Annotated in this window: 31 protein-coding genes; 10 read left to right on the top strand and 21 right to left on the bottom strand. The window is 68.0% G+C overall.

Going from position 1 to position 26,982, the window contains the following annotated elements; translation table 11 throughout:
- Positions 1 to 4: 4 nt before the first annotated feature.
- A complete protein-coding gene (locus NVV57_00080) occupies positions 5 to 505 on the top strand; it encodes a GNAT family N-acetyltransferase (GenBank protein ID MCR6711162.1) in 501 nt (166 codons plus the stop codon).
- Here the strand turns inward: NVV57_00080 and NVV57_00085 are convergent.
- From NVV57_00085 to NVV57_00100, 4 genes are all read right to left on the bottom strand, one after another.
- Complete coding sequence (locus NVV57_00085; GenBank protein ID MCR6711163.1) at positions 502 to 1,404, bottom strand: DMT family transporter; 903 nt, start codon at positions 1,402 to 1,404, stop codon at positions 502 to 504. The two genes, NVV57_00080 and NVV57_00085, sit on opposite strands and share 4 nt — an antisense overlap.
- A 173-nt stretch (positions 1,405 to 1,577) precedes the next feature.
- Positions 1,578 to 3,092: an MFS transporter gene (locus NVV57_00090; protein MCR6711164.1), complete on the bottom strand. Its 1,515-nt coding sequence runs from the start codon at positions 3,090 to 3,092 to the stop codon at positions 1,578 to 1,580.
- Entirely contained in the window at positions 3,089 to 3,691 is a 603-nt protein-coding gene (locus tag NVV57_00095) for a PadR family transcriptional regulator (protein MCR6711165.1), read from the bottom strand. The genes NVV57_00090 and NVV57_00095 overlap by 4 nt, the downstream gene beginning before the upstream one ends.
- Positions 3,692 to 3,797: 106 nt before the next feature.
- Positions 3,798 to 4,445, bottom strand: a complete 648-nt coding sequence (locus NVV57_00100) for a hypothetical protein (GenBank protein MCR6711166.1) — start codon at positions 4,443 to 4,445, stop codon at positions 3,798 to 3,800.
- A 46-nt stretch (positions 4,446 to 4,491) separates the two neighbouring features.
- Here NVV57_00100 and NVV57_00105 point away from each other — a divergent pair, with 46 nt between their 5' ends.
- Genes NVV57_00105 through NVV57_00120 form a run of 4 tightly spaced genes read left to right on the top strand, consistent with a single transcriptional unit; the run spans position 4,492 to position 7,514 of the window.
- Positions 4,492 to 5,517 (top strand): NAD-dependent epimerase/dehydratase family protein, encoded by a 1,026-nt coding sequence (locus NVV57_00105; GenBank protein ID MCR6711167.1) that lies wholly within the window; start codon positions 4,492 to 4,494, stop codon positions 5,515 to 5,517.
- Positions 5,518 to 5,535: 18 nt separating this feature from the next.
- Complete coding sequence (locus NVV57_00110; GenBank protein ID MCR6711168.1) at positions 5,536 to 6,219, top strand: hypothetical protein; 684 nt, start codon at positions 5,536 to 5,538, stop codon at positions 6,217 to 6,219.
- A 39-nt stretch (positions 6,220 to 6,258) separates the two neighbouring features.
- Entirely contained in the window at positions 6,259 to 6,855 is a 597-nt protein-coding gene (locus NVV57_00115; GenBank protein MCR6711169.1) for a hypothetical protein, read from the top strand.
- Between the two features lie 2 nt (positions 6,856 to 6,857).
- Positions 6,858 to 7,514, top strand: a complete 657-nt coding sequence (locus NVV57_00120; protein ID MCR6711170.1) for a metal-dependent transcriptional regulator — start codon at positions 6,858 to 6,860, stop codon at positions 7,512 to 7,514.
- Here NVV57_00120 and NVV57_00125 read toward each other — a convergent pair.
- Both NVV57_00125 and tal read right to left on the bottom strand, forming a co-directional pair.
- Positions 7,498 to 8,763, bottom strand: a complete 1,266-nt coding sequence (locus NVV57_00125) for an Nramp family divalent metal transporter (protein ID MCR6711171.1) — start codon at positions 8,761 to 8,763, stop codon at positions 7,498 to 7,500. The two genes, NVV57_00120 and NVV57_00125, sit on opposite strands and share 17 nt — an antisense overlap.
- A 47-nt stretch (positions 8,764 to 8,810) precedes the next feature.
- Positions 8,811 to 9,923: a transaldolase gene (gene tal / locus NVV57_00130; protein ID MCR6711172.1), complete on the bottom strand. Its 1,113-nt coding sequence runs from the start codon at positions 9,921 to 9,923 to the stop codon at positions 8,811 to 8,813.
- 92 nt (positions 9,924 to 10,015) lie between these two features.
- Here tal and zwf point away from each other — a divergent pair, with 92 nt between their 5' ends.
- Together zwf and gnd are read left to right on the top strand one after the other, a co-directional pair.
- Positions 10,016 to 11,407 carry a glucose-6-phosphate dehydrogenase gene (zwf, locus tag NVV57_00135; GenBank protein MCR6711173.1) on the top strand — a complete coding sequence of 464 codons (1,392 nt, stop codon included), beginning with the start codon at positions 10,016 to 10,018 and terminating at the stop codon, positions 11,405 to 11,407.
- Entirely contained in the window at positions 11,407 to 12,429 is a 1,023-nt protein-coding gene (gene gnd / locus NVV57_00140) for a decarboxylating 6-phosphogluconate dehydrogenase (GenBank protein MCR6711174.1), read from the top strand. Before zwf ends, gnd begins: the two co-directional genes overlap by 1 nt.
- A 9-nt stretch (positions 12,430 to 12,438) precedes the next feature.
- On the opposite strand, the gene NVV57_00145 is transcribed toward gnd, so the two are convergent.
- The 3 genes from NVV57_00145 to NVV57_00155 form a co-directional block, all read right to left on the bottom strand.
- Positions 12,439 to 12,651, bottom strand: coding sequence for a hypothetical protein (locus tag NVV57_00145; GenBank protein ID MCR6711175.1), 213 nt, complete (start codon positions 12,649 to 12,651; stop codon positions 12,439 to 12,441).
- A gap of 621 nt (positions 12,652 to 13,272) precedes the next feature.
- Positions 13,273 to 13,572, bottom strand: coding sequence for a hypothetical protein (locus NVV57_00150; GenBank protein ID MCR6711176.1), 300 nt, complete (start codon positions 13,570 to 13,572; stop codon positions 13,273 to 13,275).
- Positions 13,569 to 13,904 (bottom strand): DUF202 domain-containing protein, encoded by a 336-nt coding sequence (locus NVV57_00155; protein MCR6711177.1) that lies wholly within the window; start codon positions 13,902 to 13,904, stop codon positions 13,569 to 13,571. Before NVV57_00155 ends, NVV57_00150 begins: the two co-directional genes overlap by 4 nt.
- 184 nt (positions 13,905 to 14,088) lie before the next feature.
- Between NVV57_00155 and NVV57_00160 the strand changes: the two genes are divergently transcribed.
- A complete protein-coding gene (locus NVV57_00160) occupies positions 14,089 to 14,985 on the top strand; it encodes an SDR family oxidoreductase (GenBank protein ID MCR6711178.1) in 897 nt (298 codons plus the stop codon).
- A 32-nt stretch (positions 14,986 to 15,017) separates the two neighbouring features.
- On the opposite strand, the gene NVV57_00165 is transcribed toward NVV57_00160, so the two are convergent.
- From NVV57_00165 to NVV57_00175, 3 genes are read right to left on the bottom strand one after another with little or no spacing between them, the layout of a single operon-like run.
- Positions 15,018 to 15,542, bottom strand: a complete 525-nt coding sequence (locus NVV57_00165; protein ID MCR6711179.1) for a cation:proton antiporter — start codon at positions 15,540 to 15,542, stop codon at positions 15,018 to 15,020.
- Positions 15,494 to 16,639, bottom strand: a complete 1,146-nt coding sequence (locus NVV57_00170) for a cation:proton antiporter (GenBank protein ID MCR6711180.1) — start codon at positions 16,637 to 16,639, stop codon at positions 15,494 to 15,496. The genes NVV57_00165 and NVV57_00170 overlap by 49 nt, the downstream gene beginning before the upstream one ends.
- 36 nt (positions 16,640 to 16,675) lie before the next feature.
- A complete protein-coding gene (locus tag NVV57_00175) occupies positions 16,676 to 17,749 on the bottom strand; it encodes an Rv2578c family radical SAM protein (protein ID MCR6711181.1) in 1,074 nt (357 codons plus the stop codon).
- A gap of 140 nt (positions 17,750 to 17,889) precedes the next feature.
- On the opposite strand from NVV57_00175, the gene NVV57_00180 reads away from it, so the two are divergent.
- Positions 17,890 to 19,779, top strand: a complete 1,890-nt coding sequence (locus NVV57_00180; GenBank protein ID MCR6711182.1) for a DUF4914 family protein — start codon at positions 17,890 to 17,892, stop codon at positions 19,777 to 19,779.
- Here the strand turns inward: NVV57_00180 and NVV57_00185 are convergent.
- Positions 19,760 to 20,230, bottom strand: a complete 471-nt coding sequence (locus NVV57_00185) for an ATP-binding protein (protein MCR6711183.1) — start codon at positions 20,228 to 20,230, stop codon at positions 19,760 to 19,762. The two genes, NVV57_00180 and NVV57_00185, sit on opposite strands and share 20 nt — an antisense overlap.
- A 305-nt stretch (positions 20,231 to 20,535) precedes the next feature.
- Between NVV57_00185 and NVV57_00190 the strand changes: the two genes are divergently transcribed.
- Positions 20,536 to 20,904 (top strand): hypothetical protein, encoded by a 369-nt coding sequence (locus NVV57_00190; GenBank protein MCR6711184.1) that lies wholly within the window; start codon positions 20,536 to 20,538, stop codon positions 20,902 to 20,904.
- Here NVV57_00190 and NVV57_00195 read toward each other — a convergent pair.
- The 8 genes from NVV57_00195 to NVV57_00230 form a co-directional block, all read right to left on the bottom strand.
- Positions 20,901 to 21,404, bottom strand: a complete 504-nt coding sequence (locus tag NVV57_00195; protein MCR6711185.1) for a hypothetical protein — start codon at positions 21,402 to 21,404, stop codon at positions 20,901 to 20,903. The genes NVV57_00190 and NVV57_00195 overlap by 4 nt on opposite strands.
- A 9-nt stretch (positions 21,405 to 21,413) precedes the next feature.
- Positions 21,414 to 22,730, bottom strand: coding sequence for a DEAD/DEAH box helicase (locus NVV57_00200; GenBank protein ID MCR6711186.1), 1,317 nt, complete (start codon positions 22,728 to 22,730; stop codon positions 21,414 to 21,416).
- Between the two features lie 254 nt (positions 22,731 to 22,984).
- The gene (locus tag NVV57_00205) at positions 22,985 to 23,407 is read right to left on the bottom strand and encodes a polynucleotide kinase (protein MCR6711187.1); all 423 of its coding nucleotides are present in this window, start codon (positions 23,405 to 23,407) and stop codon (positions 22,985 to 22,987) included.
- Positions 23,404 to 23,661, bottom strand: a complete 258-nt coding sequence (locus NVV57_00210; protein ID MCR6711188.1) for a type II toxin-antitoxin system RelE/ParE family toxin — start codon at positions 23,659 to 23,661, stop codon at positions 23,404 to 23,406. Before NVV57_00210 ends, NVV57_00205 begins: the two co-directional genes overlap by 4 nt.
- Before the next feature lie 3 nt (positions 23,662 to 23,664).
- Entirely contained in the window at positions 23,665 to 23,925 is a 261-nt protein-coding gene (locus tag NVV57_00215; GenBank protein ID MCR6711189.1) for a type II toxin-antitoxin system Phd/YefM family antitoxin, read from the bottom strand.
- A 182-nt stretch (positions 23,926 to 24,107) separates the two neighbouring features.
- Positions 24,108 to 24,758 (bottom strand): hypothetical protein, encoded by a 651-nt coding sequence (locus tag NVV57_00220; protein MCR6711190.1) that lies wholly within the window; start codon positions 24,756 to 24,758, stop codon positions 24,108 to 24,110.
- Between the two features lie 392 nt (positions 24,759 to 25,150).
- Entirely contained in the window at positions 25,151 to 25,450 is a 300-nt protein-coding gene (locus NVV57_00225; GenBank protein MCR6711191.1) for a DUF2510 domain-containing protein, read from the bottom strand.
- Positions 25,451 to 25,565: 115 nt separating this feature from the next.
- Positions 25,566 to 26,891 (bottom strand): hypothetical protein, encoded by a 1,326-nt coding sequence (locus tag NVV57_00230; GenBank protein ID MCR6711192.1) that lies wholly within the window; start codon positions 26,889 to 26,891, stop codon positions 25,566 to 25,568.
- Between the last annotated feature and the right edge of the window lie 91 nt (positions 26,892 to 26,982).

Consider the following 26,982-nt stretch of genomic DNA (forward strand, 5'->3'; position numbering starts at 1 on the left):
GCCCATGCAGAACTTCCGCCTGCGGGTGATGCGAGAGACCGACCTTCCGCAGGTGCGCGAACTCAACAACGCGGCTTCGCCTGCCATCAATCCGCTCACCGACGAAGAGCTCGCGAGCCTGTTCTCGATGTGCGACGTTCGCCTTGTCTCCACCGACCGCAACCACAACCTGCTCGCGTTCCTGCTGAGCATGGGCACGGGCCAGCCGTACGCCTCCGAGAACTACCGGTGGTTTGAGGAGCGGGGCGTGAGGCATCAGTACATCGACAGGGTCGTGGTCTCTCCCCTGGCAAAGGGCACGGGAATCGGGCGCGCGCTGTACGAGTCGGTGTTCGAGCGCGCGCGGGAGCGGGGCGCGAGCGAGGTCACGGCGGAGGTCAATGTCCGTCCCCTGAACCCCGGATCCATCGCCTTCCACGAGAGGTTGGGCTTCCGGCAGCTCGCCGAGCAGGAGACTCGCGGCGGCACCGTGAGGGTGTCGCTCTTGGCGAGGCCGGCCTACTAGCCGACCGCGAGAATCACGCAGCCGGCGAGCGCGACGCCGATCCCTGCCAGGTGCTTTGCGGTCAGCCGCTCGTGCAGGAACACCCGGGCAAGGATCGCCGTGGTCACGGGATAGAGGCACAGCACCACGCCCACGATCGCGAGCGGCGCCTCCCGAAGCGCCATCAGCAAAGTGATGTTCGCGACCGCGAGGAAGACACCTGCGGCGAGACCGATCTGGACCGCGCGTCGGGGCGCGGGAGACGTGCCCGTGGTGATGGACAGGGCGTCGCCGAGCCTGCGGACGGCCCTGACGCGCGCGACCGCCCACACCAGCAGCCCCAGCAGCGCGAGGCCGATTGCGACCTCGAATGCGGGCGTGATGAACCCGGAATCGTCCGGCGCGGTATCGAGCGCCCCCACCGAGAATCCGAAGAGCGCGCCCGAGGCAGTGGCGAGCACGAGAGGACCGAGTGCGGCCTTCGCCCCCGCGCCGTCCTCCGCCGTCGCCGACTCGGCCCAGCCGATGATCGCCGCCCCGATGAGCGCGATCGCGATTCCGGACCACGCGAGCACACTCAATGCCTCGTGGTACCAGAAGACGCCAACCACCACGGGGACGATCGCCTCGACTGCCCCCACGATCACCGTCACGACTCCCATGGGGGCCGACGCCAGGGCCGCGTACAGCGTCAGGAAGCCACACAGCCCCAGAACGCCGGCCGCCGCGCCGGCGACGAGCGCCGTTTGCGACCACGTGCCGGGGAAGATCACGATCGCCAGCGCCGAGGCGGCCGTGGCCGCGACGAAAGACCACAGCGTTGCGGAGAGCGCGGTGGCGCGGCGGGAGCTGACGCCACCCGCGAAGTCAGACGCACCCCAAAAGATGCTCGAGACGAACGCGAGCGCCACGCCAAGCATGCGGCCAGCCTATCGACCGCGCTCCGCCCAACAACCGCGCTAGATCACTACGTCTGAACCACTCTCAGCATGTCTTGAGGGTCAAAGTGCGCCGAAACCGCCTCTGGGTGGTTCAGACGGACGTGCGGCGGGGCCACCCAGGTGGCCCACGCCGCACGGTTGCGAGGAAGCGACTACGCCGAGGCGTGAACCTCGTCGGGCGAGGCGGGCTCGCCAGCCGCAACAGCGTCGGGCCGTCCCTGCTCCTCAAGGTGACGCGGCTTCACAAAGAACACCGCGACCATGGCGCCGACGAAGAGCGCGATCCCGGGGATGATCAGCGTCTGCGACATGGCGGTGGCGAACGCATCCTTGAGAGGATCGGGCAGGACGAGGCTCGCGGACTCGCCGCCCATGCCACCGCTGGTGAAGCCGTTCGCGAGGAGGCGGTTCACGATCACCGTGGCAATGGCAGCGGAGCCGAGCACGCCGCCAACCTGGCGGGTGGTGTTGTAGATGCCCGCTCCGGCGCCCGCGGCACTCATCGGAAGGTTGCGCGTGGCCGTAGAGCCGAGCGGCGCCCAGATGAAGGCCGAGCCGAGTCCCAGAAGGAACGGCGGAATGAGCAGCCAGCCGATGGCGATCGTGGGCGAGAGCATCTGCGACCACAGCACGATCGCGAGGAACGAGACCAGCAGCCCGGGCACGATGATCGCGCGCGGGTGCAGCTTGTCCGCGAGCACGCCCGCCAGTCGCGAGAACAGCAGCGTGGCCACGGCGGTGGGGATCGTCATCAACGCCGTCTGCGTGGGGGTGAGCCCGCGAACGCCCTGGAAGAAGTACACGAGCGGGATGAACATCGCGGTGAACGCGAACCCAACCGTGGTGATGGCGCCGTTCGCGACCGAGAAGTTGCGGTCCCTGAACAGCTCGAGCGGGACGAGCGGCTCCTTCTTGTTGGCGCGCTGCCACAGCAGGAAGACGACGAGCACCACCACGCCGCCTGCGATGCAGGCCCAGATGCCGGCGTCCCAGTCGTTGGCGTGGCCCTCCTGCAGGCCGAAAACCAGCAGGAACATGCCGAGCGCGGAGAGCGCGACGCCGAGCCAGTCGAACGAGTGCTGGTGAGTCTCGAGGTGCGGCACCAGGATCTGCGCGGCGATGAACGCCACGACGCCGATGGGCACATTGACGAAGAAGATCCACTCCCAGCCGGGGCCGTCGACGAGCACGCCGCCGAGCAGCGGGCCCACGAGGATCGCGACGCCGGACACCGCGCCCCACAGTGCCATGGCGGTGCCGCGACGAGCGGCGGGGAACGTGCGGGTGATGACGGCCATCGTCTGCGGCGTCATGAGCGCGGCTCCGAGGCCCTGGACGGCGCGGAACGCGATCAGGTTGCCGATGCCGGAACCGGGCAGTGCGTCCGCGAGGCCGCACATGAGCGATGACAGCGTGAAGATCACGAGGCCGATCTGGTAGATGAGCTTGGGCCCAAAGCGGTCACCGAGACGACCCGTGATGAGCAGCGGCACCGCATACGCGAGCAGGTACGCGGAGGTAACCCAGATGACCTGGTCGATGGTCGCGCCGAGCCCTTCCTGGATGGACGGGTTGGCGATCGACACGATCGTGGTGTCGATCAGGATCATGAAGAATCCGATGACGAGCGCCCATAGCGCCGGCCACGGGTTGCGTTCCTGGTTCATAGAGTTTCCTTGTGCTTGTGCGGGTCCGGGGCGTCCCAGGACAGTGAGCCGGACTCGATGTCTTCGATAACGGCGTTGAGCCACGCGACGTCGGCGCGGGCACGATTGAGGGCGAACTCGCCCCCGAGGATGAATCGGCGGGGCAGTTCGCGCTCTGCGACCCGCTCCAGGAGTTGTTCGCCTCGAGCGCGATCCGAGTCGACGACCGCGAGGCGTTCGCGGAGCGCGGCGAGAACCTCATCCTTAGGAAGGTTGTGGGCCTCGCCCATGGCGACGGTGAACTCGGGGAACTCCTCGGCGGGCTCGGTGAGCATCGCCATCACCGTGTGCCGCAGGGCCGTGCGGCCAGCATCCGTCGCGGCGTAGGTGGTGCGCTCTGGGCGATTGCCCTCGCGCTCGGTCCCCGTTGCCACGATGAAGCCCGCGCTCTCGAGCCAATTGATGCCGTGATAGAGGGTCCCAGGCCGCAGCTTCACGGTCTTGTCCTGATTGCGTGCGATCAGGAGCTGGTACATCTCGTAGGGGTGCATGGGTCGCTCAATGAGCATCGCCAGCGCGACTACGCCCAGCGGACGCAACTTTGTCTCGTGAAGTCCCATGACACCCTCCCCAGGTTGTACCGCGTCGATTATTCCAATCGGAATAATCGATGTCAACTATAGAGTTGGGACAGCGCCAAGAGGCCCAACGTTTGCTGGTTTGCGGCTATGCCGCGCGAGAGCGAAGAAGCTCGCGAATGGCGTGTGCGAGATCCCGCTCATCGCACGCGAACCGCCGCGCCGTCAGCCGCAGCAGCTCCGACGTCTCCTCCGGCGCGAGTTTCGGCTCGTCGAGCGTGCGCCGCACAAAGCCATTGAGAGCCGGGTCGGCGCGCAGGCGCACCTGCGAGAGGAACGCAATCCACTCCCACGTCACTCGCCCAAGACCGCGCACGCCGAGTACGGCGCCCTCAATGGCGTCGGGCCTCTCGACGGCAGCGACGCGAAGGTCCTCGCCGGAGCGAACGCCCTCCTCGACCAGGGCGGAGGCGGCGCCGTGGACTACCGCCGCCCGCAGCACGGGCACACCCAAGACGTTCGAGTCGCCGTAAACCGGGCCGAGCATCTGCACCACGCCATCGACGCCCATCGCCGCGAGGTCGCCCAGGTCGTCGAGAAGGGAGTGCGATCGCGAGCGCATGACGAAGTCCACCACTGCGTCGGTGTTGGCCTGCGGCGTCTGCGCGCGGAACACGCCGGCCGTGACCGCGAGCTCCACCTGATGGGGAAAGCCAAAGGGCGCGGCATCCCGCCAGCCGGTGGGAAGGACCTCGCTCAACTTGGCATGGAGCAAGCCTGTGCGAGCGTCGGTCACAGCCTCAACTTACCTGCGCGGACGGGCCCCGCCTACCATGAACGGCATGCGCATCCTCCTCGTTGGCGGAACGGGACTGATTTCGTCCGAAGTGTCCCGATTGGCGCTCGCACAGGGCCACGACGTGACCCTCGTCAACCGCGGACGGTCCCTGCTGCCGAGCGCGCCGGGGGCCCACCTCATCCACGCCGACGCCACCGATGCGGAGGCCCTGCGCTCGGCTCTGCGCGGGCCAAGGCTGCGCGGCGAGCGCTTCGACGCGGTGGTTCAGTTCATCGCCTTCGGCCCCGAGCAGGTGCTCGCCGACCTCGAGACGTTCCGCAGGCTCACCGACCGCTACGTCCTCATCGCGACGGCCGCCGCGTACCGCAAGTTCGATTACCTGCGCCCGCTCACCGAGGACGTCCCCCTCGAGAACCCCTACTGGGAGTACGCGCGCAAGAAGATCGAGTGCGAGGAGGCGCTGCGCGCCTCGAGCGACATTCCGTGGACGATCGTTCGCCCCGCGCACACCTACGGCCCATCAAAGATCCCCGGCTTCACCGGCGTGTCCCGCCACCCATGGACGCTCGTGGATCGCATGCGCCGCGGCGCGGACATCATCCTGCCTGGCGACGGCACGAGCCTGTGGACCATCACGCACGCCCGCGACGTGGCGGCAGGGATTCTTGGCCTCCTTGCGGTGCCCGACGCTGTTGGCGAGGCCGTGCACATCACCAGTTCGGAGGCGCTCACCTGGCGCGGCATCCACGAGGCCATCGGGCACGCGGCGGGTGTCTCGCGTGAGGCGCTCGCGGAGCAGTTCGTGTGCGTGCCCTCGGATGCGCTGGTTGCGGCCGCGCCCTCGCAGGCGGGCTCGATCTACGGAGACAAGATGCATCCCGCGGTCTACGACACGAGCAAGGTGCGCGGTCTCGTGCCCGGGTGGGAGGCGCGCGTGACGTTCGCGGACGGCGTTGCCGAAGCGGTGGAGTTCTTCGAGGCGCACGAGGAGCTTCGCACCATCGACGAGGACTCCAACGCCATGTTCGACGAACTTGGCGAACGATATCGCTCCGCATTGCGCGCCTGACCCCGATACCGTTGGCGCATGAGAGCCGCACTCGCCGCCGCCCTTGCCGTCGCTGCCCTCGCTGGCTGCACGTCGACGCCAGCCGAAACCAGCCCGTCGGCAAGCCCATCCCCCAGCGTCACGCACTCGGCAACGCCCTCCCCCAGCGCCACTCCGTCGGAGACGGCGGCCGCGGCTGCGGAGTGCCCCACGTGGACCGACGACCCCGATGACACGGTTTCCGCGATCGGCCCCATCAGCTTCGCGGGCGTGTGCATCGGCCAGTCCTTCGACGAGGCCATCGCCACGGGAGCTCCGGTCACCGCTCCCGAGCAATGCCCCTGGTACGGCCAGCTCGTGGCCCAGGACGACCCTGGCTTCTATGTCACCGCGCTGAGCGACCCCTCGGATCCTGGGGCGCGGATCAACTTCTTCATCCTGTACTGGTTCGCGGACCCGGCGGACGCGGCGAGCTTCGAGATGCCGAGCACGGCCGAGGGCATCACGATCGGCTCGACGACTGACGAGGTGATGGCGGCGTATCCCACAGCGAGCGAGGTGACGTTCGACGACATAGCGCGCGGCTCCCGCACTCAGCTGGTGGTTCCCACGAGCGCCACCACCACCTATAACTTCGACGTCGTGGATGGCGTCGTGACCGAGATCTCGTGGGGCGAGGGCCTCAGCGAGGGCGGGCCCAACGGAGACCTGTGCGCGCTGTGACCGCGTAGGCTTGGGCCGACCACAGCCTCGGAGGGAATCATGAAGACCGCCAAAATCGCAGTGACCGCACTCGGCGCCATCCTGCTGCTCGCCGGGTGCTCCGGCTCGTCTGGCGACGAGTCAAGCGACGCCCCCAAGCCGTCGACGACGCCAACGGCGATCGCCGAGGGTGACGGCAGCTCTCCCGTGCCCAGCGTCGGAAATCTCGACGACCCGCTGTGCGCCGCCGCTCTGGACAACATCACTGACGCGACCAACCTCGAGTCGCAGACGAGCGACCTGTCCGAGATGATCCAGGACCCCACGTTCCTCACGGGCGATGCCGCCAAGCTCAACCAGTGGGGCGATGACATGCTCGAGCTCACCTCCAGCACGAAGGACTTCTACGTCCTCGCCATCAAGGAGACGCAGGGCGAGGACGTCAACGCTGACTTCGTGGCTTTGAGCGACTTCGTGGAGAAGTACTCGATCGCGATGGCGAAGGCCGCCTCCGCGGCCGGCTCGCCCGCGGAGTTCCTCACCACCATCCAGACGCTCTACAGCGCCGACGACGTGAAGGCGGCGAGCGAGGCCGCCCCGCAGGCGGCGCAGAACGCGGCGGAATACCTCTCCACCCGCTGCGGCATCGAGAGCTGAGTTTGGCCGACGTCGGCGACCTCTCCCCAAGCACGCAGGACTACCTCAAGGCCCTGTGGAGCCTGGGCGAGTGGGACCCCGACGCCGTGACCGTGACCGCGCTGGCCGAGCGCCTCGGCGTGCGCACGTCCACAGCCTCGGACGGCCTCAGGAAGCTCGCCGCGCAGGGCTTCCTCGAGCATGCGCCGTACGGTGCGATCGTCCTCACGGAGTCCGGGACGGCCCACGCGCTCGCGATGGTTCGGCGCCACCGACTCCTCGAGACGTACCTGGCCAGCGAGCTCGGCTACTCGTGGGACGAGGTTCACGACGAGGCCGAGTCTCTCGAGCACGCGGTGAGCGACCTGTTCCTCGAGCGCATCGACCGCCAACTTGGCCACCCGACTCGCGACCCCCACGGCGATCCCATACCGCCCGCTGCAGGTGTTCACTCGACGCCGGACGCCGTGCCCCTGTCCTCGCTGCCCGTTGGCGCGAGTGCCACGGTCGCACGCATCTCCGATTCGTCTCCCGATCGACTTCGCGCGTTCGCGGCGGCCGGCATCCTGCCCGACGCTGTGGTGACGGTCCTCGCGAATGGCGAGGTGGCCGTCGGGCCTGGTATTTACGCACTTTCCGAGGGCGATGGCGACGCCCTGTGGGTCATCCCGCGAGGGTGATCACGATGAGCGCGGCGTTGAGCGCGATGATCAGCGCCGCGATCGCTATAGCGGTGACCGTTGTGCCCCGCCGATTGACGTAGGTGCCCAGCAGCGAGCGCAGCGAGGTGAGCCGCACCAGCGGGATGAGCGCGAACGGGATACCCAGGCTCAGCACCACTTGAGACAGCACGAGCGCCCACGTGGGGTCCGCGCCGGCTCCCAGGATGAGCAGTGCGGGGATGAGCGTCACCGCCCGCCTCACGAGGAGCGGGATGCGCTTCAGGAGCAGGCCATCCATGATGACGGCGCCGGCGTGCGCGCCGACCGAGGTCGCCGCGAGTCCAGAGGCGAGTAGCCCGATGGCGAACACGGTGGCGATCACCGGTCCGAGGTTCGCCGAGATCGCGGCGTGGGCGCCCTCGATGGTCTCCGTGCCGCTCACTCCCTTGAGGCTCGCGGCGGCGAGCAGCAGCATCGCGATGTTGACGCCGCCGGCGGCGAGCATGGACCACGTGACGTCGAGGCGAGTCGCGCGCAGCAGTCGCGGGGTCGCCTCGGAGCCTGGGGTGGCGCGGTGGCGGTCGCGCGCGAGCGCGGAGTGCAGGTAGATCGCATGCGGCATGACGGTGGCGCCGAGCATGCTCGCGGCGAGCAGCACGGTCTCCGGCCCGGCGAAGCGCGGCACTAGGCCCGACGCCGCCTGAGCCCAGTCGACGGGGGCGACGAAAACCCCCGCGGTGAAGCCAATCGCGATGATCGCGAGCAGGCCGATGATCACGAATTCGAACGTGCGCTGGCCGCGCCGCGAGTGGATCGCGAGCAGACCCATCGAGACCGCGCCCACGATGAGCCCGCCCAGAGGCAGGGGCACGCCGAAGAGCAGGTTGAGGGCAAGCGCGCCGCCGATGACCTCCGCGATGTCGGTGGCGGCCGCGATGACCTCGGCCTGCGCCCAGAACGCGAGGCGGGATCGGCGGCCGAGGCGCTCGCCGATGAGCTGCGGGAGCGTCTTTCCCGTGACCAGGCCCAGCTTCGCCGAGAGGTACTGGATGACCACCGCCATCGCGTTTGCTGCGACGAGCACCCACAGCAGCAGGTAGCCGTAGGACGCGCCGGCGGTGAGGTTTGCGGCGACATTGCCGGGATCGACGTACGCGACTGCCGCCACGAACGCGGGACCGAACAGCCTCCACAGGCCGCGCTCCGGGCGCCCACGCGTGTCTGCGAGCTGCGCGGCGTCCTCTCCGGAAACGGCAATGTTCGGCATGCCGAACAATTTACTACCGCAGAGCGAACGCCCTGGTCACCCGGCGGTTACTTGAGGAGCGCGTCGCGCACGATGCCGAGCAGTTCCTCCCACGCCTTGACGAACTTGTCGACACCCTCCTCCTCGAGGACTCGCGTGACATCGTCGAAGTCGATGCCCGTCGCGTCGAGGCGCGCGAACACCGCGCGGGACTCGTCGTAGGTGCTGCGGACGGTGTCCCACGTGGTGGGGTCGCTCGGCACCTCGCCGTGATCTGCGAAGGCGTCGATCGTGGCCTGCGGCATGGTGTTCACGGTGCCGGCCGTGACGAGCTCGTCCACATACATGGTGTCAGGGAACGACGGGTCCTTGGTCGACGTAGACGCCCACAGCGGACGTTGCGGGCGCGCACCCTTGCGCGCAAGAGACAGCCAGCGCTCCCCCGCGCTGACCTCCTCGAAGTGCTCGAACGCGAGGCGCGCGTTCGCGATCGCGGCCGTCCCCTTCAGCGCGCTGCCCGGCGAGACGGCCTCGAGTCGCTTGTCGACCTCGGAGTCCACGCGGCTCACGAAGAAGGACGCGACCGACGCCATGGCGCTGAGGTCGTGACCGTTCGCGTCCGCCTGCTCCATCCCCGCGAGGAACGCGTCGAGCACGGCCGCGTACCTCTCAAGCGAGAAGATGAGCGTGACGTTGACAGAGATGCCCTCGGCGAGCACGGCCGTGATAGCCGGGAGTCCCTCGACGGTCGCGGGAATCTTGATGAAGACGTTCGGGCGGTCGACCGTGTCCCACAGCTCCTTCGCCTGCGCCACGGTGCCCGCCGTGTCGTGCGCAAGCCGAGGGTCCACTTCGATCGAGACGCGGCCGTCCTGGCCGTCCGTGGCGTCCGCGACTCCGCGCAGCACGTCGGCAGCGGCGCGCACGTCGTCCGTGGTGAGCACGCGCAGGGCGTGCTCCGCGTCGAGGCCCTGCGCGCCGAGCTGCGAAAGCTGAGCGTCGTACTGCGTTGCGCCCTTCACTGCAGCGGCGAAGATGCTCGGGTTGGTCGTGACGCCAACGATGTGTCGCTCGGCGACATCGCGCGCGAGCGAGCCCGTCTCGAGGCGCTCGCGGCTCAGGTCGTCGAGCCAAATGGATACTCCTGCGGCGCTCAGCGCGCCAAGACGATCGGTGGACACTCGGCTCCTCCACGGGGTTGTTTGCTCTTCTCCCACCCTACGTCCGGCGTGGTCGGCGTAGGGTGTAAACGGTCACTAATCAGGGAGGTTGAGTGTCCCCTCAGAAGTCAGACGCGCTGGTGTTCTTCGGTGCGAGCGGCGACCTCGCAAAGAAGCAGATCTTCCCCGCGCTGTACGGGATGGTGGCGAACGACGAGCTCAATGTCCCTGTCATCGGTGTCGCGTTCTCGCAGTGGACCCTGGCGGACCTCAAGAAGCGGGCCACCGAGTCGGTGAAGGCCGCAAGGCCCGACGCTGACAAGGCCGTGCTTGATCGCCTCCTTGGCCTGTTGCAGTACGTGGACGGCGACTATGCGAACGACGCCACCTTCTCCCAGCTCAAGGAGGCGCTCGGCGAGGCCCAGCACCCCACCCATTACCTGGCCATCCCGCCGTCGATGTTCGAGACCGTGATCAAGGGGCTCAAAGCCGTCAAGCTCACTCGCGGCGCGCGAGTGGTCGTGGAGAAGCCCTTCGGCCGCGACCTTGAGTCCGCGCAGGCGCTCAACGCGGTGATCTCCAGGGCGTTCCCCGAGGAGTCGGTGTTCCGCATCGACCACTACCTGGGGAAGGAGGAGATCATGAACCTGCTGTACTTCCGGTTCGCGAACGCCTTCCTCGAGCCCGTGTGGAACCGCAACTACATCGAGTCCGTCCAGATCACGGCCGCCGAGGACTTTGGCGTGCAGGGGCGCGGCGCGTTCTACGAGTCCGCCGGGGCCCTGAGGGACGTCATCGAGAATCACCTCTTCCAGATCCTGGCTCTGCTCGCGATGGAGGCGCCCGCGTATCGCGGGTATGCGGCGGTGCAGCAGGCGAAGACCGCCGTGTTCAAGGCGATGCGGCCGTTGGCACAGGACGACCTCGTGCGCGGCCAGTTCGAGGGCTACCGCGACGAGCCTGGGGTGGATGCGAAGTCTGACGTCGAGACGTTCGCCGCGGTGCGCGTGTTCATCGACTCGTGGCGTTGGGCCGACGTGCCGTTCTACCTGCGCGCTGGCAAGGAGCTGCCGGTCACGGCGCACGAGATCTTCGTGAGCTTCAAGCGGCCGCCCCAGGCCCTGTTCGAGGACGCCGTGTCCCGCCATCACCACCCCAATTACCTGCGCATTCGCCTGCAGCCTGACTCGGAGATCGCGTTGGGTGCGCGGGTCAAGACGCCCGGCGAGGAGTTCGTGGGCGCCAAGAGAGAGCTCGTTGTCGACACCGAGCATCCCGACGAGCGGCCGCCCTACGAGCGGCTCCTCACCGATGCCCTCGCGGGCGATAGGGCGCTGTACTCGACGGAGGAGGCGGTCGAGGCGGCGTGGGCCGTCGTGGAGCCCGTCCTCACCGAACACCACCGCGCGATCCCCTACACCCCCGGAACCTGGGGCCCAGAGGAATCCAACGACCTGCTCACCGGCGACGACACGTGGCGCATCCCCACGCTCAAGGAGAAGTAATGCAACTCGGAATGATCGGCCTTGGTCGCATGGGCGCCGGGCTCACCCGGCGTCTCATGCGCGATGGACACGAGGTGGCCGTCAACGACGTGTCGCCCGACGCTATCGCGGCCCTGGCGGCGGAGGGCGCCATCGCGGTGCCCGAGCTCAAGGACTTCCTCACCTCGCTCGAGGCGCCCCGCGCGGTGTGGGTCATGGTGCCCGCGGGCGAGATCACGCAGAAGGTCATCGCATCGCTCGCCGAGGTGCTCGAGCCGGGCGACACGATCATCGACGGGGGCAACTCGTACTACCGCGACGACATCGCGCACGCGGCGATGCTCGCCGAGAAGCAGCTGCACCTCGTTGACTGCGGCACCTCTGGCGGCGTGTGGGGCCTCACGCGCGGCTTCTGCCTCATGATCGGAGGCGAGACCGAGGTGGTCGAGAGGCTGGCACCCATCTGGGTCACGATCGCGCCTGGAATCGACGGCGCACCCCGCACCCCTGGCCGCGAGGGCGACGCGACTCCCGCGGAGCAGGGCTGGTTGCACTGCGGCCCCACCGGCGCGGGCCACTTCGTGAAGATGGTCCACAACGGCATCGAGTACGGCCTCATGGCGGCCTACGCGGAGGGCCTCAACGTCCTCAAGAACGCTGGCGTTGGCCGCGTAACGGCCACCGCCGACGCCGAGACCGCTCCCCTGGCTCACCCGGAGTTCTATCAGTACGACATCGACATCGCCGCCGTCTCCGAGGTGTGGCGCCGAGGATCGGTGATTCAGTCGTGGCTGCTCGACCTCACCGCGGAGGCGCTCCACGCGGACCCGGAGCTTGAGGAGTTCTCCGGGCACGTGTCCGACTCCGGCGAGGGCCGCTGGACCTCCATAGCTGCGATCGACGAGGGCGTGCCGACGCCCGTGCTCACCACCGCGCTCTACTCGCGGTTCGCATCGCGGGACCTGGACATCTTCGCCGAGAAGACGCTGTCCGCAATGCGCAAGGGCTTCGGCGGCCACCAGGAGAAGCCAACTGGCGAGTGAACCGCCTGGCTAGACGTAGCGTCGGGCAACAATCCCGTGTCTCACGGGCGGCGGCGCCGAACGTGGTGGATGTACATGCGGCGCTTCGACGCGCCGCCAGGACTCGATGACGCTCAAGTGGACGGGGTGGTGGCCGTGAAGGCGGCCCTGCGCAGCGCGCACGTGGTCGGCGTTCTCCACCGCGTGGACGATGAGAAGGCCATCGGTGTCATAGACGGTCATGACGTGCTCCGATTGTGGGTTTTTGGGGACTCCGAAAGCGTCTCACTGGGGTCTGACATGGCCCGCCGGCGAGACGGCCGGGACACGGCACGAGCCGTGCCACCCGCTGAAGGGGTGACACGGCTCGCCGCGATCTCAACGGAACGCAGGTGCGACGCGCGCGCCCGAAGGTAGGCGCGGCGCACCGCCGAGTAGTACGCGTTGCTGGCACGGCCTCGCAGCGAACGCGCGGGCCTGGAAGACGCTCGGGTGGCGTCGCGTACCAGGCGCGCGTGCTCCACGTGGTGCAGCGACAGCAGCGACACGGGGTCGTTGGTATACATGGTCCTCTCACCTCCCCTCGCTGTTCGAGGGGATGCGTGCACGCCCTTCAGGGCGCGGATTGACGTGTGAGTGCCGTGGCGCGTGGCGCGCCAAAGGCGAGGGCCGCATGAGCGGCCGGAGTGCGGGCGTTAGGCCCCAGCTACTCCGGCGGTAGCGAGGGGCGAAACGACAGCGACAGTGGCGATGAAATCGTCATTCAACATGTCCGTTTTGCTCCTTTCGCGTAATTCTTGGCCGTGTGGCCAAGGACGAACCTAGCAGTGCCCCACTCGCGGGCCAAGGAACTTTGCCCAATCGTTACCCTGCCCACAGCCACCACAGCGCGACGAGCCCAAGCAGCGCCGCCAGGCCACTCGCCGTGGCGAGCCGCGGTACGGGACTGTTCACGGCGTCGGGCCCGCTGCCGCCGAACTCGCGGGCCGTGTGAATGCTCAGCGCAACGGCCACCATGATGACGAGCAGCGCCACGGCGACGGCCACCCAGCCGAGCACCTCGGAGAAGAGGCGAGCGCCAACCACGGCGACCACCACCCAGTGAAGAGCCGTGCGGCGCCACGCGAGAACGGTGAGTTCGCGGGCGGACGCTTCGGGGTTCACGTGCCGACCAGCAGCCCAACGCCAACGACGACGATCGCGGCGATCACGCCGCCAACGAGGACGGCCCGCAGCGCCGGCGGTGGAACCTGCTCGCCCGCGCGCGTCGCCGCGTCCGTTGCCCGCCAGCCCACCCACGCCTGAATCGCCGCGGCGATCCCGAGCACAATGAAGATGGTCGCAGCGATGCGCCGCCACACGTCGGGAATGGGCACGTCGAATGCCTCGAGCGCCACGCCGGTGGCGACCAGCGCGAGCGACGTGCGGATCCAGGCCAGCAGGGTGCGCTCGTTGGCGAGGATCACCTGGGCGGTGGGCGTGAAGTCATCTGCCACAGGGCCGACGCTACCGCCAGTGAGCGGTCAGCTCCCCTTGGTCTCGCCCTTGTCCGACCATTCTTTGGGGCTCATGTGGCACCTCCGGAGGCTTTTCGATAACGTTATCGGGCACGACCCGACTCGCTCTGACGGCAACCGGTCGATGCGCGCAGTTGTTCCCCACCCCCGGCAGGAGACGACGATGTCACCCGATCAGCTCACCTTCGACAACCCCGTGGAGCGCCACGCGCACCTCGTGCCCCACGCGCAGTGGCAGCCCTTCCCCGGCCTCGACGCGGGGCTCTCGCCCCGGGCGGACCACGGGGAGACCACGTACCGCGGCACCGGGCGGCTCGTGGGGCGCAAGGCGCTGATTACGGGGGCGGACTCCGGCATCGGCGCGGCGGTGGCGATCGCCTTCGCGCGCGAGGGCGCCGACGTCGCCATGACGTACCTGCCGGCGGAGGCGGAGGATGCGGATGCCGTCGCGGAGGTGGTCAGGGCGGAGGGCCGCACGGCCGTGCAGATTCCCGGCGACATCACGGACCGGGAGTTCTGCAGGCGGCTCGTCGCGGAGGCGGTTGAGGGGCTCGGCGGCCTCGACATCCTGGTGAATAACGCTGCTTACCAGGTGTATCACCAGACCTTTGACGAGCTGGACGAAGAGAACCTCGACCAGACCATCCGCACCAATCTGTACGCGTTGTTCTGGATCACGCGTGACGCGCTCCCCCACCTCGGCCCGGGCTCGACGATCATCAACTCGACGTCCGTCCAGGGTTACAACCCGTCGCCGATGATCATCAACTACGCGACCACCAAGTTCGGGATCAACGGCTTCACCAAGGCGCTCGCCCAGGACCTGGCGCCGCGCGGGATTCGCGTCAACGCGGTTGCTCCGGGACCCGTGTGGACCCCGCTCCAGGTGACGGACGGCCAGCCGCCGGAGAAGCTCGAGGGGTTCGGGTCCTCGTCGTGGCTCGGCCGCACCTCTCAACCCGTGGAGCAGGCGCCCGCCTACGTGTTCCTCGCCTCCCCGGAGTCGAGCTTCGTCGTTGGCGAGGTCATCAACGTCAACGGTGGCGCGAACGTGCCGTAAGCCCGGTGCCGTAGGCCCGACGCCGTGGCCGGCTAGAGCTCCAGGCGCATCTGGTCGGCATCCAGCCGGCGCAGCTGGTCTTCGATCGCCGCGGCGCTGAAGGTGCCCAGGTCGCGGATGTCCAGCAGCGCCTCCCTGCTCACCTTCACCAGCGTGAGCCCGGCGACGACCCGGTCTGTGCGCGCGGACTCGAGGTCCGCGCGGAGGTCGGCCGTGGCCTCGCGCAGCACCTCGGCGAGCTGGAGCCGCTCCGCGTCGATCTCCTCTTGGGTTGGCCCCGGAGCGGGCGCAACCCAGCGCATCACGGGGCCCACGGTGCCGCCCTGCAGGAGCAGGGACGCCACGGCGACCAGGAACGCGATAAGCACCAGCAGCGCACGCAACGGCGCCGTATGCGGGAGCGTCTGGGCGGCGGCAATCGTCACCACGCCGCGCATGCCGGCCCAAACGATGATCGTCCCCTCCCGCCAACCGAGCGGCTGCTCGATCATGTGTGAGAGATCCGCGTCTAGGCGAGTGAGCCGCTGCCGCATCTGCTCCCGCGACGGGTTGCGCATGCCGAACCCCCAGGATCGGCGTGGCTGCGGAATCGCCGCGGTTGCGGGGCGGTCTCCACGCGTTCGCGGAATTTCTCGAGTTTGGGCTGGATCCTCTGGGCCTTGAGCGCGCGACGATGGATCTGCCACACCATCGGCGCCACGAAGGCCACGCGGACAATGAGGCCCGCGGCGATCGCAAGCGCGGCGATCCACAGCGCCCTAGAGACGCCCTCGTGCTTATCGCGCACCTCCGTGATGACGCCCACGAGTTCGAGCCCCATGATGAGAAACACCGATCCCTCGAGCACGAGTTCGATCGCCTTCCACGTGGTGCGGTCGGAGATCCGCTGCTGCGGGGCGAGGGCCCGAGCGGCGCCCTGCCCCGTCACGAGGCCGGCCACAACGGCGGCCACCAGCCCAGACGAATGCACCAGCTCCGCCGGGATCGACGCGACGAACGGCACCGTGAAGGAGACGACCGTGGTGACAACCGGGTCCGAGATCTTCGCGCGAACGCGGAGGTTGAGCCACCCGACGCCCCAGCCGATCGCGACCGCGATGCCCATCGAGTAGACGAGGTCAACGGTCACGCCCCACACCGTGACCGCCGCGGCCGCAGCTGCGATCGCGGCCCGCAATAGCACCAGCGCCACCGCGTCATTGAGCATCGACTCGCCCTCGAGGAGGGTCACCACACGGGGATTGATGCCGAGCCTGCGGATGGTTCCCGTTGCGACCGCGTCAGTTGGACTCACGATCGCCCCGAGCGCGAACGCCCACGGCAGCGCCAGCCCTGGTATCACCCAGTGGAAGAGGTATCCCAACGCCACGGTGGAGATGATCACGAGAGCGATCGAGAGCCCGGTGATGGACCGGACTTCGCGGCGGAAGTCCGTCGCGGGGATCGACACCGCCGCCGCATAGAGCAGCGGCGGCAGGATTCCGGCGAGGATCACCTCGGGTTCCACGGCGACGGCGTGCATCCCGGGAATGAGGCTCGCGAGAACTCCAAGGAGCACCAGCAGCAGCGGCGCTGCGATCCCAAGGCGCGGCCCCGCGAGCGTGGCGAACGCGATCGCGATAAGGCCAACCACCGCCACTGCCAACAGCCCCACGCCCCCTCCTTCGTTGCGGCCATGTTATCGGTGCTCCTAGAACAGCGTTACGCCCTCAAGCAGGCCCGACGCTATGGCAGGGCGAGCGCGCCACTCGCCATTCGCGTCTCTTGCATTCGCACGTTCGACCGCTGGCGAGCCGGTGCCCTCCATGACCTCGGTGCGCGCCAGTCCGTGCGCGGCGATGAGCGGCTTGATGCGCTCGGCGAGCGCGCGCCTGTACGACTTGGGCGCGTAGGCGCCGTCTCGATAGAGCGCGCGGTACTTGGGCACGAGCTGGGGCCGGTAGCGGTGCAGCCACTGCGCGAACCACTCCTTCACGCCGGGGCGCAGGTGGAGCGCGGAGTACGTCACCGACGTGGCTCCGGCCGCACGGATCCGCGCGAGCGCCGCATCAAGCTGCTCTACGGAGTCGGTGAGGAATGGCAGCACGGGCATCATGAACACGGCCACCTCAAACCCCGCCTCTGCCGCGGCGGACACGGTCGCGAGCCGTGCCGTCGCCGTGGGCGTGCCCGGCTCCACCGCGTCCTGCAGCTCGTCATCGAACACGGCAATCGACATGGCGAGCGACACGGGGACACTCGAGGCAGCGTCGGTCAGGAGCGGGAGGTCGCGGCGAAGCAGCGTGCCCTTGGTGAGGATAGAGAAGGGCGTTCCCGAATCCGCGAGCGCGGAGATGATGCCCGGCATGAGGCGATAGCGACCCTCCGCGCGCTGATAGGGATCGGTGTTGGTGCCGAGGGCCACGGGCTCCCCCGCCCATGTTGGGCGAGCAAGCTCGCGCCGCAGCTGCTCCGCGACGTTGATCTTGACGATCACCTGGGTGTCGAAGTCGCGGCCGGAATCAAGGTCGAGGTATTGATGGGACGGTCGGGCGAAGCAGTACACGCACGCGTGCGAGCAGCCGCGATACGGGTTCACGGTCCACGTGAAGGGCATCGGCCCGCCGGCAGGAACCTTGTTGAGGGCGCTCTTGGACATCACCTCGTGGAAGGTGATCCCGGCGAACTCGGGAGTGGTGACGGACCGCACCAGTCCATGGAGCTTCGCGAGCCCGGGTAGCGCGGCAGCGTCCGTCGCCTCGAGCTCCTGCGCCTCCCACCTCACCTCTCGATTCGAACACACGTTCGAACGCGTGGCAAGTCCAACACGCGAGAGCGGACCTACGTGGCGCCAGCCACCCCGTCGGGCAGGCAAACTCTGCACCAAGGGTCCACAATGTTTCAGTAACAACCAGGAGGGGAACCATGCTCGAAGACGTCATACTCGCGCCGGAGGTGCGCGCCGCACTCGAGGCCGCGCCGTCCGTGGTCATCCCGGATTCGCGGGACGCGCTCTACGCGCTCGCTCTCGGGCCCGACGGCGGGCCCAGTTTCGAGGTGACGTACGACGTCGCAGGGCGTCAGGTTGCCGAGGCCACCGTGACGCGCTGCCGGAACGGGCTAGCGGTCAACTACCTCGAGGACTACATGCGGCGGCGCGACCCTCGGTGCATGGTGATCGCCGACGAGCGGCCAACGGACAAGACGCGGTGGGCGGACAGGTTCGGGGGCGAGTTCGCGCCCGTGCGTCAGGAAACTCTCGACTGGCTCGCCACGCAACCGCTCGTGGTGGTGCCATTCAAGGCGGGCGGTCCCGTGTACGGGTCCCCGAGTATCGCCATCGTGCCTGCTAACGCGGCCTTCTTCGCGCTCGCGCTCGTTGATCTCCAGGGCTGGGTGACGTTCGACGAGCTGGGAGCCTTCACCCCCCGGGCGATCCTGTACGCCGCTCCCCCGTTCCGGCACACCCACTTCGACGGCAAGCAGGTGGTGGTCCACGACCGCTCCGACACGCTCCACGAGGTGTTCGCGTACAACCTCTACCCGGGACCATCGGCGAAGAAGGGCGTCTTCTCCGTGCTGCTCGACATCGGCGAGCAGGAGGGGTGGATCACGGCGCACGCGTCGTCGGTTCGCGTGACCACCCCCTACGACAACGACACAGTGATCATGCACGAGGGCGCCTCCGGCGGCGGCAAGTCCGAGATGTGCCAGGACATGAAGCGCGAGGACGACGGCCGCATCCTGCTTGGCACCAACGTCATCACCGACGAGCCGTACTTCATCACGCTCTCCGAGGCCAGCGAGCTCTCCCCCGTCACCGACGACATGACGCTGTGCCACCCCTCCATCCAGACCGGCGACGGCCGCATGGTGGTCGCCGACGCCGAGGCCGGCTGGTTCGTGCGCGTGGACAACCTCAAGGAGTACGGGGAGAACGTCGACCTCGAGCGCGCGATCATCCACCCCTCGCGCAAGCTCGTGTTCTTCTCCATCGAGGGGGTGCCGGACGCGACAGCGCTCCCCTGGGAGCACACGCTCGACTCCACCGGGCGGGCCTGCCCCAACCCGCGGGTCGTCATCCCCCGCACGGAACTACCCGGGGTCCTCGCCGCACCGGAGCCCGTTGACGTCCGCACGTTCGGCGTCCGCATGCCCGCTTGTACCAGGGACAACCCCACCTACGGGATCATGGGGCTCGCGCACTTTGTGCCGCCGTCGATCGCGTGGCTGTGGCGGCTCATCGCGCCCCGCGGAGACAAGAACCCGTCGATCGGCGAGTCGGCAGACGCCGTGGCGCGGCTCGAGCACGGGGGGATGGTTGCCGAGGGCGTCGGCTCCTACTGGCCGTTCTCGACCGGCACCAAGGTGGCCGCCGCGAACCTCCTGCTGGACCAGATCCTCAGCTTCCCGCACACGCGGTTCGTGCTGACGCCCAACCAGCACATCGGCGCGTACAACGTGGGCTTCTCCGCCGAGTGGATCACGCGCGAATGGCTCGCCCGTAAGGGCGGAGGCCGCATGCGCGCCGATCAGCTGGAGCCCGCGCGCTGCGCCCTGTTCGGCTACTCGCCGCGCGAGATCACCCTCGATGGCCAGCCGGTGCGCCGCACGCTCCTGCGGCCGGAGATGCAGTCCTGGGTTGGGGAGGAGGCCTACGACGCCGGGTGCGCGATCCTCAGCGGGTTCTTCCGCAGCGAGCTGACCCAGTTCCTCACGCCGGACCTAACGCCGCTCGGCCGGGAGATCATCGAGGCGTGCCTCGCGGATGCCTCCGTCGCTGAGTTTGAGGCGCTCACGCCGATGTATCTGTGACGACGAACGCGTCGTACGCCGCCGCCTCGGCGGCCGTTGGCCGCTCGTAGAGGTGCGAAGAGCCCTCCACCACGTCACGGGCGAGCTCCTCGGCGCCGAGCCCGCCGCGTGCGCGCACGCGCGCCGCGCAGACTGCCACCGGCGCGTCAACGAAGTGCAGTTCAGTCCGCGCGTCCGACGCTGAGGCAAGTTCGCGCAGCCTGTCCCGTTCCTCTCGGGTCCAAGACCCGAACTCGGCGATGACGTCGTGGCCCTCTGAGAGGAGCGTGCCGATGCGCGCCTCGACCTGGGGCTGCAGCGCGAACCGGGCCTCGTAGTCCACGAGGCTCAAGCCCCGCGCCACCACCTCGTCGTCCATCGCGACGTGGAGCGCGCCGGTGCTCGCGGCCAGAGCAGCGGCGTGGGTGGACTTCCCGGAGCCGGGAAGCCCCGTCAGCACAAATAGCGTCACGGCACCGACGCTAACCCAAAGGTCCCCACTTGGGTGAGTCAGCGTCGGGCATGCTGGGTGCCATGACATGGCAAGAACGCAAGCGCGAGCGACCGACAAAGGATCACCGCAGCAACCTCGAGCGCATGCGCGCGGACGAGTGGTTCAACGTGCTCGACGGATTCGAGCTCCTGAGCCTGCAAGACGAGACGCTTGGACCGCTGCGGGAGATCAACGAGCGGTACTGGGACGACCCCGCTGCAGCCGTGCGCGCGGTGGCCGAACTCATCGGCGGGAGCGGGGAGTTCTTCTTCCGTCCGCCGCTCATGTTCGAGTACCGCGAGCGCATTCACATCGGCGACCACACGTTCATCAACGCGGACTTCGAGGCGATCGGGTCGGGGCGGGTGTGGATCGGCGACAACGTGTTGATCGGACCGCACGCGAGGCTCTTCACTCCAAACCACCCGCTGGACCCCGCTGTTCGAGCGGAGGGCTGGGAGTTGGGCCTGCCGATCCGGATTGAGGATCGCGCGTGGCTCGGCGGATCGGTGGTCGTGTGCCCGGGCGTGACGATTGGCGAGGGTGCGATCGTAGGCGCCGGGTCGGTGGTCACCAAGGACGTTCCCGCGGGCGCGATTGTGGGCGGCAACCCGGCGAAGGTGATCGGGAGCGCCCTCGACGCCAGTCGCTAGTGGCGCTCCACCTTGAAGCCGTGGCCGCGGATCCAGCCCTCGAGATGAGCGAGCTGGAGCGGGGGCACGGCCTCGGCGTCCGCGAGGCGGATGCGCGCCTCGCCCTGTTGGGCGAACAGGCCCTGGGTGGAGCCGACGCCCTCGGCCGTGATGACGATGGGGGCGCCCTGCTCGAACCACGTGGACTTGCCGTGTCCGCCGCCCGTGCCGTGGCGCACGCCCAGCCTGTCGCCGCCCACCTCGAGGTAGGTGACGGCCTCCCACCACTGGTTGATCGTCACCACGAACACGCCGAGGCACGCTAGGGCGGTCGCCGCCGGGACCACGAGGTGGCCAACGGAGCCGTTGGTATCGCCCTTCGCCTGCTGCACCGCGTTGATGAACACCGCCACGGCGATGCCGGCAATGATCACCAGGATGATGGCGCGGTTGCGCAGTCTGGGGCGGCGCCCGCCGTGAAGAACAAAGACTTCGTCCGACGCTGGGGCTGGGTTGGTCACCCCTCCACGTTAGCGCGCGGGACGCCCCTGTCCGTTACGGCGACGGCGGCCTCCGGGCTGCTGGCCGGAGTTGCGCTGCTGCGGGTTGCGAGCGTTGGGGTTTCGCGGCGCGTTCCGGTGCTGCGTGGGGCGCGACTCCGCCTTGGGGGTGGGCTTCACGTAGGGCGCTACGTCGCCGACGAGGTCCTTGACCGGGGCCGATACCGAGGAGACCGACTGCGGCCGCACCTGGATATTGGCCTTGCGCAGCAGCTGGTCGGTGTCGCGGCGCTGCTCGGGGAGCACCACCGTCACGACGTCGCCGGAGGAACCCGCGCGCGCCGTGCGGCCGGAGCGGTGCAGGTACGCCTTGTGCTCCATGGGCGGGTCAACGTGGACCACGAGCTCGATGCCGTCGACGTGCACGCCACGGGCAGCAACATCGGTGGCGACCAGGACCTTGGCGCCACCTTGCGCGAACGTGGCGAGGTTGCGGTCACGCGCCGCCTGGGACAGGTTTCCGTGCAGGTCCACCGCGGGGATGCCGTCGCTCGTGAGCTGCAGCGCGAGCTTCTTGGCCTGGTGCTTGGTGCGGGTGAACAGCACCCGGCGACCGGTACCAGAGGCCAAGGCGCGGACGAGGTCCTTCTTGGCCCCAGCGTCGGGCACGTGGAAGACGTGGTGCGTCATGGCGTCTACGTGGCTGTCCGCGCTGTCCACCTCGTGCTTGACGGGGTCGGTCAGGAAGCGATCAACGAGCTTGCCAACGCCGTTGTCGAGCGTGGCGCTGAACAGGAGGCGCTGACCCTGCTTGGGGGTGGCGGCCATGATGCGGGTGACGCCCGGGAGGAAGCCGAGGTCGGCCATGTGGTCGGCCTCGTCGAGCACGGTGATCTGGACGGCGTCCAGGTGGACCACGCCCTGACGCATGAGGTCCTCGAGGCGGCCGGGGCACGCGACGACGATGTCGACGCCGCGGCGCATGGCCTGCTCCTGGCGCTGCTGGCTCACGCCGCCGTAGATGGTGGTGGTCGTGAGGCCGTAGGCCTTGGCGAGCGGCGCGATGACGGCGTCGATCTGGGTGGCGAGCTCTCGCGTGGGGGCCAGGACGAGGGCGCGGGGGCGACCCGGCTTTGCCCTGCCTTGCTTGTTTCCGAGCCTTGCGGCGATCGGCAGGGCGAAGGCGAGCGTCTTGCCGGAACCGGTCTTGCCGCGGCCAAGCACGTCGCGGCCGGCGAGCGTGTCGGGGAGCGTCTGCTCCTGAATGGGGAAGGCGGCGCGCTTGCCCTCGGCGTCGAGGACGTCCGTGAGAGCCGTGGGCACGCCGATTTCGGCGAAGGTAGTCATGGTGAGGTGAGCCTTTCGAGGCATCGTTGCGCGTAGGAGCGCTGGTGGCGAATCGCGAAGGTGTCCGCGTCCGTTCGCCGAAGAGAAGAATCTGCGAGCCTGCGCCCTGCCCGGTGCTGAGTTGCGGTGGGGAGCGCCGGCGAGAAAGAAGCAATCTGCGACGTATCCAGGGCCTTTACCGGGCCCTTGATGCTTCAAGTTTAGCAGACGGCGGTTTCTAGGCCCGACGGTGGGGTTGGGTAGAGCCGGTGGCCCTAGAAGTCACCGCGCGCCACTTGCAGGCAAGTGAGCCCAAGTGACCGCCACATCTCGACCACCTGATCGCGGTCATCGAGGACGCACAACACGTCGTAGTTGGGCTTGATGTCTCTGTCATAGATCTCGCGCTTGATCGTCGCGTCCTTGCGGCCATCGCGGTCGGCGCGCATGAACGGCCCGTCGTATTCGACGCCCAGATGGCGATCGAGCCACCGCTCGGTGTCTTCGCGTGCGAGTTCGCTGCGGCCAGAGACAATCACCAAGGTGTTGCCTTGCGCGGCGAGGGCGCGGGCCACGGCAATCACCGGCTGGTTTGGTTTGTCCTTGAGTACGCCGAGGTGTGAGTACGGGCTGCGGTCGTGGACGAGAGCGAGGGTGCCGTCAACGTCGACGATGACCGCGGAGGGTTTCTTCGTCATGGCCGGTACACCTCGCGTCGGTGGGCGACGCGGATCACTGACACCACCAGCACCTCGTCGAAGATGTCGTAGATCACGCGGTAGTCCCCGACTCGGATGCGCCAGGCGGTGGCCCGGTTCACGAGCTTGGTGCTGGTCGCCGGTCGTGGCTCCTGTGACAGCGACCTGATCGCCACGATCACGCGCTTGCGAACGGCGGCCGGAAGCTTCCTAAGCTCACGCGAGGCTGCGCGAGTGAACTGGACGTCGTACACGCGTTACAAGAGTTCGCGCTCAAGCTCGGCGAGCGACACTCGTGTGCCGTCGTCGGCGGCTTTGGCGGCGTCGTAATCGGCGACGTCCCGCGCCATCTCAAAGGCATCAAGCAACTCAAAGTCCTCGACGCTCACGAGTACCGCGGCGACCTTCCCATGCCGGGTGACGCCGATGCGCTCGCGGCCAAACGCCACGCGGTTGATCACCTTGGAGAGTTCTTCGCGGAGCACCCGTGCGGCGACCTGTGAGTCGAGGGAGTCCATACCCTCAGCGTACCTTGCGTACTTTGCGTACACAATTGACCTCCTCGCCTAGGTCATCTACGCGTCCGCTGGATTCACCAGTAGTGGACGTTGCGGGCGGCACGGACCGCCCGAATTCGGACGTCGACTTCTGGGTCCGCTCCACGAAGCCGATAGGGCTGTTCGCGCTCGCGGAGTAGCGACTACGGGAACTCGGAGCGTTCGGGGAAGATGTCGAGCGCGCCGCCCTCGCGGCACTCGCCCGATATGTAGTCCTCCCTAAGGGTGGGATAGATCTGGATGAAGTAGGCGCGCTGCAGGGCCCGCGCCTGCTTCTCGGTGGCGCCGAGTTCCTCCGCTACCAGGTAGTTGAGCTGGACCGCTCGGCACTCGGCCTCCGCCTCTGACCAATAGCCCTCTGTGTGCTCGGTCTCGTGGGCAATGAGGTGAACGGCGGCAATCTGCGCCAATGATGGATGATCCTTGTTGCTCGATGCGTATGAGGCGAGCGCCCTGCACGAGTGATTCGCGATAGCGGCGACGTCGGAGTTGTCTTGCTTCACGTAGCCGTCGTATTCGCCGAGGCTGAGAAATGATTCCGAGACACGGCGACAATCGGCGCGGGCGTTGGGGTTGTCGGTGACGGCGTGCATCGCTTGTGTGGCGAGTACCTGCTGGCGGTCGTGGCCCACCTCGAAGTAGAGGGCAACGAGCGTGGACGCGATCAGAATGGCCGCCCACCAAACCCGGCCTCTGCTGCCTTCCCAACCCCAACGTCGGGCCGCGCGAATGGTGGCGCGGACAGCGAGCACAAGCAGGGCTACGCAGACAAACGTCAAGAGCCCGATGTCCACGTACCGCTCCCTTCTTGGCGCATTGTCAATCGGCAGACGCGTCACGTTTCACGAGGCCAGCCGCCCGTGGCGCGGGCCGACGTCACCATCGACACGTCCGATAGCCAGCCATCGTCGGCCGCTACGGTGGAGTCTGCAGCACCGGACTTCGCAGGGAGGTGAACCAAGATGAGAGACCCAGTGGACAACCAGCCCCCTGAATCGGCGCCTTCCTTGGAGACGCTCGCACTGCTCGTGTTCCTCGAGAGTCTCCGCCTTGCAGACGATGACCTAGCAGACCCAAAGGTCTCGTCGGCCGCTTGGCGTTGACGTCGAAGGAGGCATGGCGAGCGGAAGCGCCGGCGACCGCTCCCTGGTCACTGCGACGCGATCGGAGAAGGTTCCGCTGTGTTCTACATGCTCCCGCTTAGCCCACTGAAGACTGCTGAGCCGATGAGCATGGACACCAACGCGAACGCCAACGCCGCTGCGACGCCGAGCCCGATCCAGATGAGAAACGCGTAGATCATTCCCTTGGTCACGGCTCTCCTGATACGCACCTCATCCGCGTCGGTCAGCATGTTGATTCCTCTCGTCTGGTCCGTCCACTGCCGCCCATCCCAGTACCTGGTGGCACCGACCACACTGGGGTCGGGTAGCCATCCCGGTGCTGGTAAACGGGCGGGCGGACGGCGCGCGCTGTGCTCGCTCACGCGATCCTCCATGGTGATTGTTCGATCCCCTGCGGTCGAACTGCCCCGACGCTAACGGCACAGGCAGTATTCCCTTCGCCTTTGAGCGCAATTTCGTAGGCGGAAGTGGCGAAGTTCACTCGCCCGGCGTGAGCCGATACACCAGCCCCGCCGCGTCGTCCGTGAGGTACAGCGAGCCGTCTGGACCAGGGACCGGGTCAACGGCGCGGCCCCAACGCTCGCCAGCGTCGGACAGGAAGCCCATGACCAAGGGGACGGGCACGCCCAAGGTCTGTGTGGCGTCGTCCCAAGGCAGGAAGGCGACGTTGGGCTCGCGCGGAGGTTCGCGGTTCCACGAGCCGTGCGAGCCGACGAGGGCGCCGCTGCCGAGGGTGGCTTCGAGTGGGGTGCCGGCGGTGAAGCTCAGGCCGAGCGGGGCGCTGTGCGCGGGCAGGCCGACCATGGTGGGCGGGAGGCTCGCGCAGTCGAGCTGGTCGCCGGTGGGGTTGAGGACGGGGTCGTTGACGAAGGGAACGTTGGTGTTGGTAGGCGTCTCGCGGGTGTCGGGGACGCAGAACGGCCAGCCAAGGTCGATGCCTGGCGTGATGCGGGTGACCTGATCGACGGGGTTCTCGTTGATGTAGTCGGGGACGTTGAGGCCGAGCTGGCCGGTGCTGTCGTCGAAGGGGTAGGGCTGGTTGTCCATCTGATTGACGCCGGCGAAGAGGGTTTTATCAGGGGCGATGGCGAGTGCGAAGCCGTTCCTCACTCCTGTGGCAACGACCTTGTTGGCCTCTCCGTTGAGGCCGACCTGCCAGATCGTGGCGCGTGCCGGGGTCTGTTCGCGGCTCTGGGGGTCGCGATTGTCGGCCGAGCCGAGGCTGTAGTACACGACGTCGCCGCTGATCGCGATGCCCTTGGAGCCGTGGCCGGAAGTGGGCAGGTTGTCGACGAGGGTGGTTGGGTTGGTCACGGTGCCGTCCAGGTAGTCGTAGGTGACGATCTTGTCGCCCTCGCCCACGACGAGGATCTTGCCGTTGAGCGCGAAGCCGAGGCCTTGAGGGTTGTTGAGGCCGTCGAGGACTACTTCTGTCTTTGGTGCCTTGCCGTCTTCGGTTGGGGTGAGGCGGGTGACCGTGCCGTCGCCTCCGCTGCTCACGAGGAGGCTGCCGCTGGGGTCCCACGCGGCGAGGCGCGCGCCGGGGACGTTGGCCCAGACCTCGGCCTGCCAGCCTGGCGGGAGCTTGAGGGACTGGCCTTCCGCTGATCCGGGGTTGGTGCCTTCGGCGACTGTTAGTTGAACCGCGACTAGTTGCCCGACGGTGGGGTTGGGTTGGGTTGGTGACGTTGAGGGGGTGGTGACGGGCGCCTGCGTGGTGTTTGTTGTGAAGCCGGGATCGGGCGTGCAGCCTGCGAGGGCGAGAAGCGCCAGCGCCCCAATCGTGACCAACCCGTACCGCATCTCTCGAGCCTACGACAGGGCGGCGGGCAACTCAGGGGTGCGGCGAGTTCGTTAGCGCCAAGCCACGTCCTTCACTTCAGGACCTGCAAGG

The sequence above is a fragment of the Demequina sp. genome, assembly GCA_024707205.1.
GTDB lineage: Bacteria > Actinomycetota > Actinomycetes > Actinomycetales > Demequinaceae > Demequina.